This window comes from Streptomyces sp. NBRC 109706 (assembly GCF_000974485.1).
GTDB lineage: Bacteria > Actinomycetota > Actinomycetes > Streptomycetales > Streptomycetaceae > Streptomyces.
This window is the reverse complement of the sequence record NZ_BBOM01000006.1, coordinates 371,734-387,656: the sequence shown is the minus strand read 5'-3', so window position 1 is coordinate 387,656 and position 15,923 is coordinate 371,734. Positions and strand designations below refer to the sequence as shown.

Annotated in this window: 16 protein-coding genes; 8 read left to right on the top strand and 8 right to left on the bottom strand. The window is 70.5% G+C overall.

All coding sequences use genetic code 11. The features are described 5' to 3' along the window. The first annotated feature begins 50 nt into the window (after positions 1 to 50). From AOM46_RS12090 to AOM46_RS12065, 6 genes are all read left to right on the top strand, one after another. On the top strand, positions 51 to 1,085 hold the full coding sequence (locus AOM46_RS12090) for a hypothetical protein (RefSeq protein ID WP_062209686.1): 1,035 nt from the start codon (positions 51 to 53) through the stop codon (positions 1,083 to 1,085). Between the two features lie 147 nt (positions 1,086 to 1,232). Beyond that, complete coding sequence (locus tag AOM46_RS12085; RefSeq protein WP_062209683.1) at positions 1,233 to 2,234, top strand: ATP-binding cassette domain-containing protein; 1,002 nt, start codon at positions 1,233 to 1,235, stop codon at positions 2,232 to 2,234. Positions 2,235 to 2,323: 89 nt separating this feature from the next. Next, on the top strand, positions 2,324 to 3,016 hold the full coding sequence (locus AOM46_RS12080) for an ABC transporter permease (protein WP_267887801.1): 693 nt from the start codon (positions 2,324 to 2,326) through the stop codon (positions 3,014 to 3,016). Between the two features lie 131 nt (positions 3,017 to 3,147). Next, positions 3,148 to 4,236: a hypothetical protein gene (locus tag AOM46_RS12075; RefSeq protein ID WP_158920386.1), complete on the top strand. Its 1,089-nt coding sequence runs from the start codon at positions 3,148 to 3,150 to the stop codon at positions 4,234 to 4,236. Beyond that, positions 4,236 to 5,462: a cytochrome P450 gene (locus tag AOM46_RS12070; protein ID WP_067226153.1), complete on the top strand. Its 1,227-nt coding sequence runs from the start codon at positions 4,236 to 4,238 to the stop codon at positions 5,460 to 5,462. The genes AOM46_RS12075 and AOM46_RS12070 overlap by 1 nt, the downstream gene beginning before the upstream one ends. Before the next feature lie 139 nt (positions 5,463 to 5,601). Then, on the top strand, positions 5,602 to 6,768 hold the full coding sequence (locus AOM46_RS12065; protein ID WP_078856732.1) for a macrolide family glycosyltransferase: 1,167 nt from the start codon (positions 5,602 to 5,604) through the stop codon (positions 6,766 to 6,768). Positions 6,769 to 6,843: 75 nt separating this feature from the next. Here AOM46_RS12065 and AOM46_RS12060 read toward each other — a convergent pair whose 3' ends face one another. The 5 genes from AOM46_RS12060 to AOM46_RS12040 form a co-directional block, all read right to left on the bottom strand. Beyond that, complete coding sequence (locus AOM46_RS12060) at positions 6,844 to 7,566, bottom strand: class E sortase (RefSeq protein ID WP_062210736.1); 723 nt, start codon at positions 7,564 to 7,566, stop codon at positions 6,844 to 6,846. A gap of 336 nt (positions 7,567 to 7,902) precedes the next feature. Continuing rightward, on the bottom strand, positions 7,903 to 9,261 hold the full coding sequence (locus tag AOM46_RS31375) for a class E sortase (RefSeq protein ID WP_067226151.1): 1,359 nt from the start codon (positions 9,259 to 9,261) through the stop codon (positions 7,903 to 7,905). Next, positions 9,258 to 9,914: an aminodeoxychorismate/anthranilate synthase component II gene (locus AOM46_RS12050; RefSeq protein ID WP_062209670.1), complete on the bottom strand. Its 657-nt coding sequence runs from the start codon at positions 9,912 to 9,914 to the stop codon at positions 9,258 to 9,260. Before AOM46_RS12050 ends, AOM46_RS31375 begins: the two co-directional genes overlap by 4 nt. Then, the gene (locus tag AOM46_RS12045) at positions 9,911 to 10,090 is read right to left on the bottom strand and encodes a hypothetical protein (protein WP_062209667.1); all 180 of its coding nucleotides are present in this window, start codon (positions 10,088 to 10,090) and stop codon (positions 9,911 to 9,913) included. Before AOM46_RS12045 ends, AOM46_RS12050 begins: the two co-directional genes overlap by 4 nt. Positions 10,091 to 10,168: 78 nt before the next feature. Next, entirely contained in the window at positions 10,169 to 10,915 is a 747-nt protein-coding gene (locus AOM46_RS12040) for a DUF881 domain-containing protein (protein WP_062209664.1), read from the bottom strand. A gap of 120 nt (positions 10,916 to 11,035) precedes the next feature. Between AOM46_RS12040 and crgA the strand changes: the two genes are divergently transcribed. Then, the gene (crgA, locus tag AOM46_RS12035) at positions 11,036 to 11,299 is read left to right on the top strand and encodes a cell division protein CrgA (protein ID WP_062209661.1); all 264 of its coding nucleotides are present in this window, start codon (positions 11,036 to 11,038) and stop codon (positions 11,297 to 11,299) included. 255 nt (positions 11,300 to 11,554) lie between these two features. Here the strand turns inward: crgA and AOM46_RS12030 are convergent, their stop codons facing one another. Continuing rightward, entirely contained in the window at positions 11,555 to 12,451 is an 897-nt protein-coding gene (locus AOM46_RS12030) for a rhomboid family intramembrane serine protease (protein ID WP_062209658.1), read from the bottom strand. Positions 12,452 to 12,601: 150 nt separating this feature from the next. Further along, the gene (locus AOM46_RS12025) at positions 12,602 to 13,129 is read right to left on the bottom strand and encodes a peptidylprolyl isomerase (RefSeq protein ID WP_062209656.1); all 528 of its coding nucleotides are present in this window, start codon (positions 13,127 to 13,129) and stop codon (positions 12,602 to 12,604) included. Between the two features lie 184 nt (positions 13,130 to 13,313). Here AOM46_RS12025 and AOM46_RS12020 point away from each other — a divergent pair, with 184 nt between their 5' ends. Then, positions 13,314 to 13,796, top strand: a complete 483-nt coding sequence (locus AOM46_RS12020) for a DUF5324 family protein (RefSeq protein WP_062209653.1) — start codon at positions 13,314 to 13,316, stop codon at positions 13,794 to 13,796. 116 nt (positions 13,797 to 13,912) lie between these two features. Here the strand turns inward: AOM46_RS12020 and pknB are convergent, their stop codons facing one another. Then, positions 13,913 to 15,919: a Stk1 family PASTA domain-containing Ser/Thr kinase gene (gene pknB, locus AOM46_RS12015; RefSeq protein ID WP_062209650.1), complete on the bottom strand. Its 2,007-nt coding sequence runs from the start codon at positions 15,917 to 15,919 to the stop codon at positions 13,913 to 13,915. Positions 15,920 to 15,923 lie beyond the last annotated feature (4 nt).

The following is a 15,923-nucleotide window of genomic DNA, read 5'->3' as shown; positions in this document are numbered from 1 at the left end:
CCCGACGAGACCGCAGAGTGCCGAAGAGTGCCGAAGAGAAGAGGCGGAAGATGCCCGAGAACACGCGGGAACTGATGGAGCGGGGGGTCAAGTCCCGGACGGTACCCCGTTCCTGGGCCGGGTACGCGGCCTGCGCCTGGGCACTCGGCAACACCGCCCTGCGACTGCACTGGGCCACGGTGGGGAAGGCGGACCGCCCGCGCAGCGCCGGCCCTGGCGGTGTCCCCACCGACCTCGCCGTCGCCACCGCCAGTGCCGTCGCGGCGACTTCGGCGTTCGCCTCGGTCCAGCCGCAGGAGCGGTTGCTCCCCGCCGGGGTGCGGTCGGCGGTCGGCTGGGGGGCGTGCGCGTTGCTGCTCGCCGCCGGCCCCGGCACGCTCATCCTCGACCTGGCCGGGGTCGTCACGCTGGATCTCGACGACATCGAGTGGGCGGACTTCCTGCACCGGGTGTTCCTGGTCGCCGGCGGTGTGGTGTTCGGACGCTCGGTCCTCAACCACCAACGCCGCGTCCGGGGCGCCTGCGCGCGCTGCGGGCGCGGCGCCGAGCGCAACGGTCCCCGGCCGCGGGTCAACTGGATCGGGTACGCGGCGGCCGCGCTGCCCCTGCTCGGCTTCGCCGTGCCGCACTGGCTCTGGGCGCTCGGCGTGCCCTTCGGCATCCCGCAGGAGAGCGCCGACCAGCTGAGCGAGCCGGGTCTCGCCGTCGCGGTGGCCGCGCTCGGCGGGGTGGCCTCGGCCGCCGGTGTCGCAACCCTCGCCCTGGTACGGCCCTGGGGCGAACGGGTCCCCGCCGCCGTGCCGTTCATCGGCGGCAAGAAGCTGCCGAAGGCGCTGGTGATGGGCCCGCCCCTGCTGGCCGCGGCCGCGTTGACGCCGTACGGGCTGTGGGGACTGGTGGCTACGGTCGGTTACGCCCTCGGCCTGGTCCGGCCGACCGAGGGAAAGCTGGAGGGTATCGAGCACTTCGGCAACCAGCTGACCTACGCGACCTTCTTCGCCTGGGGCGTGTCGCTCGGCGCCGCCGCCATCGCGTACCACTACCGAACGCGCGGTACCTGCCGCAGCTGCGGGCGCTCCGGTTAACGGCAGGTACCTGCCAGTACGGGTGTCCGAACGTCAATTCTGAAGCGTGAACTGTTTGTCTGGGAGCGGGACCGGAAGCCTTCCGGTTTCCCACCCCCCTTGTCCTGGATTTGTCCCCGATTTGTCCCCGATCGAGTGAGGTTGTTGGTGGACGTTGCCATAGAAGCGGAGGGGCTGCGCAAGCGATATCGCGGACACGAAGCCCTGCGCGGGATCGATCTCTCGGTGCCCGCCGGAACGGTTCTGGGCGTGCTGGGCCCCAACGGCGCGGGCAAGACCACGGCCGTCCGGGTGCTCACCACGCTGCTCGCGGCCGACGGGGGCAGGGCCAGGGTCGCCGGATTCGACGTGGCCGAGCAGCCCGCCGAGGTGCGCCGCAGGATCGGGCTCACCGGCCAGTACGCCGCCGTCGACGAACTGCTCACCGGGCGCGAGAACCTGACGCTGATCGGCCGGCTCCACCGACTCGGCCGCAAGGGCGCCAAGGCGAAGGCGGCCGAACTCCTCGATCGGTTCGACCTGACCGAGGCGGGGGACCGGCCCAGCCACACCTACTCGGGAGGCATGCGCCGCAGGCTCGACCTCGCCGCGAGCCTGCTCTCCGAGCCGCAGGTCATCTTTCTCGACGAACCCACCACCGGACTCGACCCGGCCAGCAGGATCGCCCTGTGGGGCATGGTCAGGGCACAGGTGGAGCGCGGCGTCACCGTGCTGCTGACCACCCAGTACCTCGAAGAGGCCGACCAGTTGGCCGACCGTATCGCCGTCATCGAGGCCGGACGCGTCATCGCCGAGGGAGCACCGGCCGAGTTGAAACGCACCGTCGGCGGCGAACGCCTTGAGGTGTCCACGGTGGACCCGGCCCAGCTGGGGCTCGCCGCCGAGACGCTGGCCAAGGTCGTGCCGGAGGACCGCGTCGTCGTGGAGGAGAACGAGGGGCGGGTCACCATTCCGCTCACCGACGGGGTGCGGGACATCGCGGCGGCCGCCGCCGCCCTGGAGGCCGCGGGGGTCGAGGTCCAGGACTTCTCCGTGCGCAGGCCGTCCCTCGACGACGTCTTCCTCTCGCTCACCGGCAGGTCCGACCGGAGCGAAGCGGCCACGGATCCGACCACCACCGAACCCGTCCAGGAGAGGACAGCCGTATGATCGGCGTGCTGAACGACTCCGGCGCACTGATCGGCCGCCAGATGCGGCACATCCGCCGAGTCCCCACCTAACTGCTGAGCGTCACCATCATGCCGGTGGCATACGTTCTGCTCTTCGGCTATCTGTTCGGCAGCGCCATGCAGGTGCCGGACGGAAACTACCGGGAATTCATCATGGCGGGCATCTTCGTGCAGATGATGCTCTCCGGAATCCAGACGACGGCCCTCGGCGTCACCTCCGACCTGAACAACGGCCTCGTCGACCGATTCAGGTCACTGCCCATGTCCCGGGTTTCGGTGCTGATCGGCCGCACGGTTTCGGACATGGCGCTGGCCGCCATCACCTGTGTGGTCATGGGATGCGTCGGCTATCTCATCGGCTGGCGCATGAACGAGGGAATTCTCAACGGTCTGACCGGATTCGCCCTGCTGCTTCTCCAGGGCCTCACGATGTCCTGGATAGGCTGCTGGATCGGACTCGCGCTCCGCAGCGTCGAGGCGGTCAACTCCGTTGGTTTCGTCCTGGTGTTCCCGCTGGCCTTCCTCTCGTCGGCCTTCATTCCGCTCACCGGGCTGCCGAGCTGGCTGCGTACCATAGCCGAGTGGAATCCGGTGAGCGCCGTGGCAGGTTCCTGCAGAGAGATGTGGGGAAATCCCGGCGCGTATCCCAGTGATTCCTTTCCCGCGCAACACCCCGTTCCCGTCGCCTTCGGATCGATGCTGATCCTGCTGGCCATCGTGATTCCGCTCGCCCTGCGGGCCTATCGCAAGGCCGTCGGTTGATTTCTCCCCATCGCCTCCCCCTCGTGGGGGACTGACGGTTCATCACCTGGCCGGATGCCCAGGAACAGGGCCGCTGGCAGGGTGGGAGAGGGATCACCCGCAGCAGAATCCTTTTCTACCGAGGACGGAACATGCGCTTAACCCCGGACGTCACCGCCACCGACCCTCCGCAGCCGACTCGTTCTTCCTCGGCTTCTCCCTCGGCGCCCTGGTGGTTGGAGCGGGCGGCGCCCGCGGCCGCCGGCTGGGCCTGCGTCTATGGAGTGCTCATCCTCTCCTGGGTGTTGGGCAGCGACTGGGGCCGGCCGTTCGGCGATGTCGATGTGCCGGCGGCGCTTCTCGGAGGAGTCGCCGCCCTGTGCGTGGCGGCGGCCGGGGCCGCGCTGGCGACGGTGCGGATCAGGCCGGGCACGGTGCGCCCCGGTCTCCCCGGCACCATGCTCTGGGGCTTCGCCGGGCTCCTCCTCACCGTCGCGCCCGGCACCCTCACCCTCGATCTGGCCAGCGTGTTCACCGCGCACTTCTATGCCATCGAATGGCCGTCCTTCCTGGTCAAGCTGTACGCCGTGCTGGGCGGGGCGCTCTTCGTCGGGGCTGCGGTCTCCTACCGCAGGCGACTGAACGGCGCCTGCGGTCACTGCGGTCGTTTCGGCGGCGGCAGCGCGCAGCGGCGCCGCTGGGAGAAGGCCGCGGGATATGCGGCCGTCATCGTGCCCACCCTCGGGTTCGCCCTACCGCACGCGCTCTGGGCGCTGAACGTGCCGTTCGGCGTCACCAAGGAGGGCGCGGCCGAACTCAGCGCCCCCGACACCGTCGCCGCCCTGTGGGTTCTCGTGCTGCTCACCATGGGCGGCTCCGTGCTCACCCTCGGCCTGGTCATGCCCTGGGGCGAGATCTTCCCGCGCTGGATCCCGCTGGTGGGCGGCCGCGTCGTTCCCCGGCTGCTCGCCATCGTTCCGCCCCTGGTGGTGGCGGCCGCGCTGACGCCCTACGGGGTGTTGGGCAATGTCGCCATGACCGCGCACGTCACCGGGATCCACGAGCTGTCCGCCGATCGCCTGGGCGAGATGCAGCCACTCGGCTTCTACGTCACCTATGTGAGCTTTGCCGCCTGGGGCGCGACCCTGTGCGCGGCTGCCTTTATGTACCACTACCGCACTCGCGGTGCGTGTGCCCATTGTGACCGGCACCGCGGTCTTTCGATGAAGGAGAGTTCCTGATGTCAGAGTCAGGTTCCGCGCCGAGCACCCTCATGGACGCGGAGTTCATAGCCAACCCGTACCCCCTCTTCGCCAAGCTGATCGAGCAGGGGCCGGTCCGGATGACGATGTACCCCGGCGGCCCCCAGACCTGGGTGGTCAGCCGTTACGACGACGTCCGGCAGGTCCTGACCGACCCCACCGTGCACAAGAACCCGCGGTACGCTCCCGACGTCCTGGCCGCGGGTGGCCCGCCGCCGGAGCCGGACGCCGACTCCCTCGACCCGAGCACGGTGTTGGCCCGGCACATGCTCAACAGCGACGGCGCCGAGCACACCCGGCTGCGCAAGCTGGTGACCAAGGCGTTCACCGCCCGCCCGACGAAGGCCCTGCAGCCGCGCGTCGAGCGGATCGTCACCGAGCTTCTCGACCAGCTGGCCGAGGGGCAGGAGGTGGATCTCATCGAGGCGTTGGCGCTTCCGCTGACCACCGCCACCATCTGCGGGATGCTCGGCATCCCGCCGGAGGACCAGGAGACCTTCCACGGCTGGTTCGACTCGGTCACCAATGTCACCGACCCGGAGGAGGCCCAGTCGGCGGCCACCTCGCTGATCGACTATCTCGTCAAGATCGTGGCCGACAAGCGGGAGAACCCCGCCGAGGACATCATCAGCGAGCTGCTCACGGTCACCGAGGACGAGGGCAGGCTCTCCGAGTCCGAGCTGCTGTCCATGATCTTCCTGCTGCTCGGCGCCGGGCACGAGTCCACGATCAGCCTGATCGGCAACGCCGTGATCGCCCTGCTCCAGCGGCCGGCCGAACTGGAACGAGTGCGGGCCGACCCCTCGACGCTGCCCGACGTGATCGAAGAGGTGCTTCGCTTCGACGCGCCGTTCCACCTGGCCACGTTCCGCTACACCACGGAGCCCGTGGAGGTCGGCGGAGTCACCATCCCCGCGCGGGAGTCGGTGCTCGCCGCCATCGGAGCGGCCAACCACGACCCGAGCCACTTCGAGCGTCCGGACGAGTTCGACGTGAACCGCTCGGCGCTGGGCGGCCATCTGACCTTCGGCCACGGCGTCCACTACTGCATGGGCGCGCCGCTGGCCCGGTTGGAGAGCGTGATCGCGCTCGGCGCGCTGCTGAAGCGCTTCCCGAAGCTCCGCCTCGCCGTCGACCCGTCCGAACTGCAGTACCGGCCGAGCTTGTTGGTCCGCGGCGTGGCCCACCTGCCGGTCGTCCTCTGACCCACCGCCGGGGCCCGGACCGGGAACACCAGGTCCGGGCCCCGGCTGTGCCCCGTGTCCATGGCGGGCACCGGCGCCCGCCCCTGTTCGGAAACAGAATCCCGGAGGCCCTCCCTTGCCCGCACGTTTACACATCGCCATGGCCGTCATCCCGGCGCACGGCCACATCAACCCCAGCCTCGCCGTCGTCAAGGAACTCGTGGCGCGCGGCCACCGCGTCACCTATCTCAGCGGCTCCGCGGTGGCCGAGGTCGTCGCCACGACGGGCGCCGAGTTCTTCTCGTACGACTCGGTGATCCAGACCACCGAGAACCCGGAGGGCAGCGACCCCTTCGAGCTGATGGACGTCTATCTCGACGACGGCATGGCCATGTTGGAGCGGCTGCGCGAGATCTACGAGGACGACCGTCCCGACCTCTTCCTCTACGACATCGCGGGATACGCCGCGCGCATCCTCGCCGACAGCTGGGGGATCCCCACACTGCAGCTCTCCCCGACCTTTGTCGTGTCCAAGGGGCAGGAGGAACAGATGCGGGCCGGCCACGAGGCCGTCCGGCAGGACCCGCGGGGCGCCGCGCATCTGGACCGCTTCGACAAGTGGCTCTCGGACAACGGCGCCTCCTACGATCCGATCGGGCTGATGAACGAGCCCGACCGGTCCGTCGTGCTCATCTCCAGCGTTCTGCAGCCCCTCGCCGAGCTGGTCGACAAGGACCGCTACACCTTTGTCGGACCGTGCTTCGGCGACCGTTCGCACCAGGGCGACTGGCAGCGCGCCGACAGAACGCGCAAGCTGCTGTACATCTCGCTCGGCACCTGGGTCGAGCTGCCCGAGGGCTTCGCCCGGGCCTGTCTGGACGCCTTCCGGTACCAGCCGGACTGGAACGTCGTCCTGCAGGCGGGCAGCCGGGCCGAGGAGTTCCTGGCGGGCGATGTGCCCGACAACGTGGAAATCCGTTCCTGGAGCCCGCAGTTCCGGCTGCTGGCCGAGGCCGACGCCTTTGTCACGCACGGCGGCCCGGCATCCGTCCAGGAGGGGATCTACCACGGTGTACCGATGGTCGCCGTGCCCCAGGCCAACGACCAGTTCACCATCGCCGACCGGCTGGTCGAGCTGGGCGTCGGACGGCGTCTCGACACCGCCGACGTCACCGCCGAAGCGCTGCGGGCCGCGGTGCTGGGGCTGCTGGACGACCCGGGAGTCGCCGAGCGGCTGGAATCCGCCAGCGCGCGGATGCGCTCCGAGGGCGGCACCGAGAAGGCCGTCGCCCTGATCGAGAAGCGGCTGGCGGAACGCACCCCCTGACCGTGCCCGGCGCCGCGACAGGCGGTCCGGCGGCGAAGAGGCCAACACCACATGCCCCTTCGCCGCCGGTCCGGCTCAGTCGGCCTCGCGCAGCTCCTCGGGGGGTGTGCGCTGGGCGTTGATGTGTTCCGTGCGCTCCAACTCGCCCCAGACGATGTAACGGTGGCGTGAGGTGTACACCGGGGTACAGGTCGTCAACGTGATGTAACGGCCGGCCTCGGTGGCGCCCGACTCCTCGGGGATCGGGTCCAGCACCTCGATGTTGTACTTGGACGTCTCCGGCAGCACGGCGTACACCCGGTACACGTACCAGGTGTTCTTGGTCTCGAAGACGATCGGGTCGCCCTCTTCCATCCGCTGGATGTTGTGGAACTTCGCGCCATGGCCGTCGCGGTGCGCGGCGATGGAGAAGTTGCCCTCCTCGTCCCAGGGCATCGCCGACTCGACCGGGTCGTTGTAGTAGCCGGCCACGCCGCCGTTGAGGGTGTCCGGGTGGGTGCCCTCCTTGACCAGGATCTCGCTGCCGGTCATCGTCGGCGCGTGCAGGAAGCCGATGCCGTCCTCCGGGTCGAACTCCGCGGGCGGGGTGGTGTCGTCCGCCTCCTCGTCCTCGGGCTGGGCGGCCCAGCTGTCCCGGACGGCGTCGCTGTCGCGCGCGGCCTCCTGGTTGGCTATGACGTTGGTCCACCACAGCGAGTAGACGACGAAGAGGCCGAGCACCACGCCGGCGGTGATCAGCAGCTCGCCGAAGAGGGAGATGGCGAAGGCGAGTCGCCGCCTGGCCCGGCTCACCGCCACGGGCGCGGCGGCCTTCGGCTTGTCCTCGGCCGGCTCGTCCCCAGGTCCGGCTGCTTCTTCGCGCTCGTCGGGCTCGTCGGGTTTTTCGGGCTCGTCGCGCTCGTCGGGCTCGTCGGGCTCGTCGGGCTCGTCGCGCTCGTCGGGTTCCGGAGCCTGGTCCTCGTCCTGGTCCTGGTCCTCGTCCTGGTCCTTGGGGTCGGGGCGGTCGCCCGGGAGGTCCTGGCTGTCGCGCGGGGTGGGGTCGGCGTCGGGGGCCGGCTGGGGCTCGCCCTTGGGCGTTGGGTTCTCGTTCTCCTCCGGCACCGCCGGTGTCCTCCGCTGTCGTTCCGTCATGGGTCAGTTGACGAGGGCATCCGGCTTTCCCTCGGCACGCGGCCGTTCCTCAGCCAGTTCTCCCCAGACAATCAAACGGTAAGTGGAGGTGAATTCCGGCGTGCACGTGGTGAGGGTGATATAGCGGCCAGGCTCGGTGAATCCGCCCTGTTCGGGGATGGGGTCGAGCACCTCGATGTTGGACGGCGAGGTCGAGTCCAACCGGGTGCGCATCTCGTAGGTGTAGTAGGCGCTCTCGGTCTCGATCACGATCGGATCGCCCGGTTCCAGGTTGTTGATGTAACGGAACGGCTCGCCATGGGTGTTGCGATGCCCGGCCAGGCCGAAGTTCCCCTCCTCGTCCCAGGGCATCGCGGTGGGCAGGCCGTCCCCCTCCGTGTAGTGGCCCACCATCCCGTTGTCGAGCACGCTGCCCGGGTCGACGCTCTCCGCGACCGGGACGCGGACGTCGAGGGTGGGCAGATAGAGGATCGCGAAGCCCTCGCCTGCGGAGAAGACGCCCGGGTCGCGGTTCTCCTCCTCCTCGCCGCCGCCCGTGCCGTCCGGATCCTCCCAGCGCTCCTGGAGCTCGTTGGCCTTGCCGTTGGCGTGCGCCCTGGCCTCGACGTTGGTCCACCACAGCTGGTAGACCACGAAGAGCAGGAGCACGACGCCCGTCGTGATGAACAGCTCGCCTATGACATTGCTGATCGCCGTGCCGGTCTGCCTGGCGGCCTTCGCCGCCGCCTTGGCCGCCTTGCGGCGGGCCGCCCGGCCACCGCTGACCTCGGGCTCCTCGGCCGGCTCCGCCGCCACCGCGGCGGAACTCGCCCTGCGGCCACCGCCCTTGGCCGCCCTGCGGCGCGCCGCGCGCCCGCCGGGCGCCGGCGCGGCCTCGCGGCCCTCGGCGCGCTGCGCCGCGCGGCGGCGGGCGGCCCGGCCGCCCGTGGGCGGCGCGTCCTCGGCGGCGGGCTCGCGCTCCTCGGCGCGCGCTCCGGCGCGCTCCCCGGCGCGCTTCAGATCGTCGGGGCGGCGCAGGCCGACCGTCTCCGGATCGTGTTTCCGCCGGGCGGCGCGGACGTCGAGCCCGACCGTCTCGGGATCGTGGGCGCTCGGCTGCTCCTGGTATCCCCCGAGGGCGCCGGAGGCGTCGCCGTAGCCGTCGAAGTCGGCGGCCGGCAGCCCGGCGTAGTCCTCGGTCCCGCCGGCCGCCGGCGCGCCCCGCTGCCCGGGAAGCGGATCCCGCAACGGGTCGTGCAGCGCGTCCACGGCGGAGTCGAGGCCGCCATGGCGGGCGGCCCGCTCGGGGTAGGGGGCGTGGTTCGGGTAGGGATCCTGGTCGGGATCCCAGGCCGCGCCCTCCCCCGGGCGCGACGCGGTCACGCCGCCGGCTCCTGCTGGCCCGTGCGGCCCACGATCGGGGCCAGGCCGTGGGACCGCTCGACCGCTCCGGCGTCGCCGCAGCGCTCCAGCCAGTTGGCGAGCATCCGGTGGCCGCCCTGGGTGAGCACGGACTCCGGATGGAACTGCACGCCCTCGACCGGGAGTTCGCGATGCCGCAGCCCCATGATCACCTGGCCGGCGCGCGCGGTGACCAGCAGTTCGTCCGGCAGCGTGGGCTCCTCGGCGGCCAGCGAGTGGTAGCGGGTGACGGTCAGCGGCGAGGGCAGTCCGGCGAAGACGCCGGCGCCGTCGTGGCCGACCTCCGAGGTCTTGCCGTGCAGCAGCTCGGGAGCCCGGTCGACCACACCGCCGTAGACCGCGGCCATCGCCTGCATGCCCAGGCAGACCCCGAAGACCGGGACGTCGGTGGCCGCGCAGTGCCGCACCATCTCCATGCTGACGCCGGCGCGTTCGGGGGTTCCGGGGCCCGGCGAGATCAGCACGCCGGAGAAACCGCCCTCGGCCACCCGATCGGTACCGACCGCGTCGTTTCGCACCACTTCGCACTCGGCGCCGAGTTGGTAGAGGTACTGAACGAGGTTGTAGACAAAGCTGTCGTAGTTGTCCACCACGAGGATGCGGGTGCCGCTCATCGGCTGATCCCCCCTTGGGCGTCGTCCACGGTCACGTTGTTGAAGGGCAGCAACGGCTCGGCCCACGGGAAGACATACTGGAACAGCAGGTAGACCACGCCCAGCGCCAGGATCAGCGAGAGCACCGAACGCACCAGCGTGTTACCCGGCAGGTGTCGCCAGATCCACCCGTACATGGCTTCCCGTCCCCATTTCGTGCGACGCCGCGTGCCCCAAGCGTACGACGCGGACGGACGGGACCGCTGCGGTCGCGGTCATTCCCCGGGTTCCACGGGGCGGGCGTGCCGCAGGGCGACGCTGCCGTCATAGCCGGGCAGCGTCACCGACGGGTGTTCCGCCACCTCCCAGCCGAGACCGTAGGCGGCCACGTACTGCTGGTAGTTGACGAGCGCCGGCGACTCGTCGAGGGCGGCGCGCAGCCGGTCCCGGTCGCCGACCGCGGTGATCGTGTAGGGCGGGGAGTAGAGCTGGCCCTGGAGGATGAGGGTGTTGCCGACGCAGCGCACCGCGCTGGTGGAGATCAGCCGTTGGTCCATGATCCGCAGCCCGTCGGCGCCGCCGGCCCAGAGGGCGTTCACCACCGCCTGAAGGTCCTGCTGGTGGATCACCAGGTCGTTGGGGGTCGGCTCCGGCACCCCGGGAAGCAGCGGTTCGGCGTCCGGCGGGGCGTCGGTGAGCGTGACGGTGAGCCCGGGCCCGGTCAGTTCGTTGAGGCCGGCCGCGGTCTCGGTCGCGTCCAGCCGCCTGGCCCGGTCGGGATCGTCCGGGTGGTCGCGCTCGGTGAGGGCCTCCACATCCGCGCGCAGCCGGGCGGCCGAGGTCTCCAGGGTGTCGTTCTGTCGCTCCCGCTCGCGAATGAGATCGGACATTTGGAGCAAGGAGTCATCGGTACGGATGTTGTTGCCACGGGAGACCGTGAAGCTGAGCCAGAAGAGCAGCCCGGCCAGGGCGAAGACGGCGACCGTGCCGAGCCGGGCCGGGCGGAACCGGAAATTCCTCACCGTACCCTGGTCTCCTTAAACAGCCGTGGAAGCACTACGCTAACGGACGATCCCCTAGCTACGCGCTCCGCAGCGCGATCAGGTAGCGCCAACGCAGCGCGATCGACAGGAGTCACTCTCGTGCCGAAGTCCCGGGTCCGGAAGAAGAAGGACGACAACTACGCGCCGTCGGAGAAGCGGTCGACGACCAAGCTCGACATGAGTTCAGGTCGCAGCTGGGTGGCGCCGCTGATGCTGGCGCTGTTCGTGATCGGCCTCGCCTGGATCGTCGTCTACTACGTGACGCAGGCGGATATGCCCATCGGAGCGTTGGGCGACTGGAACATCGTGGTCGGGTTCGGCTTCATCGCGCTGGGATTTGTCGTCTCCACCCAGTGGAAGTGAGACGACCGGCCCGGTGGCCGGCCGGGGATGCCGGTGGCGGGGTTATCCACAGGCTGTTCGAACATCACAGGATCTGTGGATAACTCGCCGAACCGCATCGCCTCCGCGCACCGGGGCCGGACGGCTCGCACCCCTGTTCGCCTGCGGAAACGTGGGTTGCGACGGGGATGGTCGCAGGTCGTCCACAGTGTGCACAGATCCCGCACCCGCTGTGGATAAGTCCGACCGTCGGGTCAGCCCACCAGCGTCGCCGGGTCAGCCCACCAGCTGAGCCGTGCGGACCAGGCAGGTCGCGACGATGACCAGCGCCACCGCCGCGCAGACCGCGATCTGCACCGCCGTCCGCCGCTGGCGCGGCGCGTGCACCATGCCGAAGGCGACCGCCGCACCGGCCACCAGGCCGCCTATATGGGCCTGCCAGGCGATGCTGGACCAGGTGAAGGTGATCACCAGGTTGATCGCCAGCAGCACCAGGATCGGCCGCATGTCGTAGCGCAGCCGCCGGGCCAGCACGGCCGTGGCGCCGAAGAGCCCGAAGATCGCGCCCGAGGCGCCCAGCGAGAGCTGGTTCGGCTCGGCCAGCGCATAGGACAGCGTGCTGCCGGCGAGCGCCGAGAGCAGATAGAGGGCTATGAACCTGGAGCGGCCCAGCGCGCTCTCCAACGAGGGCCCCAGAAACCAGAGCCCCAGCATGTTGAAGCCGATATGCCAGATCTCCTGGTGCAGGAACGCGGCGGTGAGCAGCCGGTAGACCTCGCCGTCGGCCACCCCGATCTCGTTGGGCACCAGCTGGAGCCCCTGCACGGTGAACCCGTCCGTGGCGAGGCCGAGCATGCCGAGGTTCACGACCCACTGGTCGCCGCCGGCGAGCACCGCGATGAAGACCGCGACGTTGAGCGCCAGCAGGACCTTCGTGACCAGGGCCGGATCGGCGGTGACCGAGCCGCCCGCCAGCGTCCTGGGACGGGCCGCGCGGCCGGCCCCTGCGGCGCCGTGGACGCACTGCCGGCACTGGTAGCCGACGGAGGCGGAGACCATGCAGTCGGGGCAGATGGGGCGGTCGCAGCGGGTGCAGCGCACCCCCGTCTCGCGCTCCTGATGGCGATAGCAACGGGCGAGCCCCGGCGGTGGCTGCGGATGTTGCTGGGCCATGGCGTCCCTTCGCGAAGTGTGGTGCCCCGGGCAGGCGCGAAACCGGCCCCCTGATCCTACGGACAGGGGGCCGGAATCGTTCCCGGTTCGGGTGATCCGCCGGGTGTGGGCCGAGGTATCGGTGCCCACACCCGGCAGAGGCAGAAGCCGTCAGCGGCTCTCGATGGTGACCGACTCGATCACCACGTCCTGCACCGGCCGGTCGGTGCGGCCGTCGGTCGCGGTGGTGGCGATGGCGTCCACCACCTGCTGGCCGGCGGCGGAGGTGACCTCGCCGAAGATGGTGTGCTTGCCGGTCAGCCAGGTGGTCGGGGCCACCGTGACGAAGAACTGCGAACCGTTGGTCCCGGGACCCGCGTTGGCCATGGCCAGCAGGTAGGGACGGTCGAACGAGAGGTCCGGGTGGATCTCGTCCCCGAACTTGTACCCGGGACCGCCGGTGCCGTTGCCCAGGGGGTCCCCGCCCTGGATCATGAAGCCGCTGATCACCCGGTGGAAGACCGTGCCGTCATACAGCTTCTCGGTGGACTTCTGTCCGGTGGCCGGGTGGGTCCATTCCCGCTTGCCCTCGGCCAGCTCGACAAAGTTCTTGACCGTCTTCGGCGCGTGGTTCGGGAAGAGCCGCACCTCGATGTCGCCGCGATTGGTCTTCAGGGTGGCGTAGAGCTGCTCAGCCACGATCTACCTTCCGTCTACGTTCAATGACGGTCACCGATCCTGCCACGGCCGCGCGACACGCCATGCCCCCGGATGGCCGTTTCGCGTGCTGGATCGCCAAGCACCCGGCATGATTTGCGCACGAGTGGACAAGAGGAAAAGTCAGTGAGAAAGCATCCTCAAGGATCACAAGGAGGAGAAAACAGTGCCCCAGAACGGGAAGTCCGGTGTCCGGCAGGCAGGGGACGTGGTGCTCCCCTACGCACTGAGCGCCAAGGAGAGCGCCGCCCGATGCGCTCAGCAGGCCGGCAGCTATCTCGGCCCCAAGGCCCGACTGGCCGCTACCCAGGCGCGGCTGCGTTATGACGCGGAGCTGGTGCCACGTCTGGAGCGGGCCAGGGTCGCCGCCGGGCCGGCCAGGGAACACGCCGCCAGGCGCTCGGCGGCCGCGATGGCCGCGCTGCGCGGCGACATCACCCCCAGGGAGATCCAGGCGGTGGTGCGGCGCAGGGAGCGCAGGGCCAGGGCCGGCCGGCTGGCCAAGCGTCTCGGGATGCTGGGGCTGCTCGCCGGCGGGGCCGTCGCCGCCTACCGGTGGTGGAGCGCCCAGACCGACCCCGACTGGCTGGTCGAGCCCTCCCCCGCCACCGAGGTGCCTACGGAGCCGGAGGAGCAGGCGCTGGGCTGACGGGGCCCCGCCCTCCGGTGGCCCCCGGAAGCGGCGGGGGCGGGGCCGCCCCGCCGCTTGGCCGTCGAAGACCAAGCGCTGGCGCGTCCCCGCCCCTCGGCGGTCCGCCGGATCCGTCAGCCGCCGAGGCCGAAGACGGTGTTGTTGTCCCCGCCGCCCGGATCACCCTCGCCGGGGCCGCCCGGGTCGCCACCGGGACCGCCCGGATCGCCGCCCGGGTCGACGGTGTGCAGGATGATCGGGGTGTCGGGCGCGACCGCCGTGCCGGCGATCGGATCGCTCACCAGCACCAGCGCCGTCGGGGTGTCCGGCCCCTGGATGGAGACCTGGTTGAAGCCGGCGGCCGCGAGGGTGGCCTTGGCGTCCGCGATGGACTGGCCGCCGACGTTGGGCACCTCGACCTCCTCCGGCGGCGGCGGGGCCACGGCGACCGTCAGCGTCACCAGACCACCGGGCGCGTGCTGGGTGGCGGCGGTCGGGTCCTGGGCAATCACCTGGTTCTCCGGCCTTGAGCCGTCCTCCTGCGTCTGCCGGGACACCTGGAAGCCGGCGCCCGAGATTATCGCCGACGCCTCGTCGAACTGGAGGCCCACCACATCGGGCACCGCCTCCGTGTCCGGAGCGGTGGCGACGACCAGCGTGACCTCGCTCTCCGCCTCCACCTCCTCGCCGGCGCCCGGGCTCTGTTCGAGAACGGTGCCCGGCTCGGCCTCCGCGTCCTCGCGCGGCTCCTGCCGCGCCGTGAGCCCCAGCCCCTCCAGCTCGGCGGCGGCCTCCTCGTAGCTGCGGCCGACGACATCGGGCAGCTCGACGGCCTCCGGGCCCTCGGAGACGATCAGGGTGACGGTGTCGCCCTCGTCCACCTCGGCGCCGGCGGCGGGATCGGTCTCGCAGACCGTGCCCTCCTCCTGGTCACAGGGCTTGCTGTCGCCGGTGGTCACCCGAAGACCGAGATCGTCGAGCCGCTGCTCGGCCGTCTCGACCGTCTCCCCCGCCATGTCGGGCAGCTGCAGCGTGCTGGGCGGCGGATCGTTGTCGAACATCACCCGCCCGATCAGGACGGCGCCGACCAGCACCAGGATGCCGGCCAGCACCAGCAGGATGGTCGAGGTGTGCCGGCTCCCCTGCCGCCGGTCGCCCCTGCCGTTGTAGTCGTCGTAGCCGTCCGGATCGTTGGCCGGCGGCAGCATGGTGGTGGCCGGGTCGGTCGGGCGCAGCATGGTGGTGGGGCGGTCGTCGTAGCCGTAGGCCCCGGCGCCCATCGCCGCGAGGGCGCCGACCGGCCGGCCGTCCAGCGCGGCCTCGATGTCGGCCCGCATCTCGTCGGCGGACTGGTAGCGGTAGTCCGGGTCCTTCACCAGCGCCTTGAGGACGATGGCGTCCGTCTCCTGGCTGATCTCCGGGTCGAAGACGCTGGGCTGCTGTGGCTCCTCCCGCACATGCTGGTAGGCCACGGCGACCGGCGAGTCGCCGATGAACGGGGGCCGCACGGTGAGCAGTTCGTAGAGCAGACAGCCCGTGGAGTAGAGGTCGGAACGCGCGTCAACCGTCTCGCCCTTGGCCTGCTCGGGGGAGAGGTACTGCGCGGTGCCGATGACGGCCGCGGTCTGGGTCATCGTCATGCCCGAATCGCCCATGGCGCGGGCGATGCCGAAGTCCATCACCTTCACCTGGCCGTTGCGGGTGAGCATGATGTTCGCCGGCTTGATGTCCCGGTGCACGATGCCGTTGCGGTGCGAGTACTCCAGCGCCTGGAGGATGCCGATGCACATCTCCAACGCCCGCTCGGGCAGCAGCTTCCGCCCGGAGTGCAACAGCTCGCGGAGGGTGGACCCCTCCACGTACTCCATGACGATGTACGGGATGGAGATGCCGTCCACATAGTCTTCGCCGGTGTCGTAGACGGCGACGATGGCCGGATGGTTCAGCGACGCCGCCGACTGGGCCTCGCGGCGGAACCTGGCCTGGAACGTGGGGTCGCGAGCGAGGTCGGCACGGAGCGTCTTGACGGCCACGGTGCGGCCCAGGCGGGTGTCGTGAGCCAGGTACACCTCGGCCATCCCACCGCGGCCCAACACCTGGCCCAGCTCGTACCGCCCGCCGAGGCGACGCGGCTCATCCATGTTT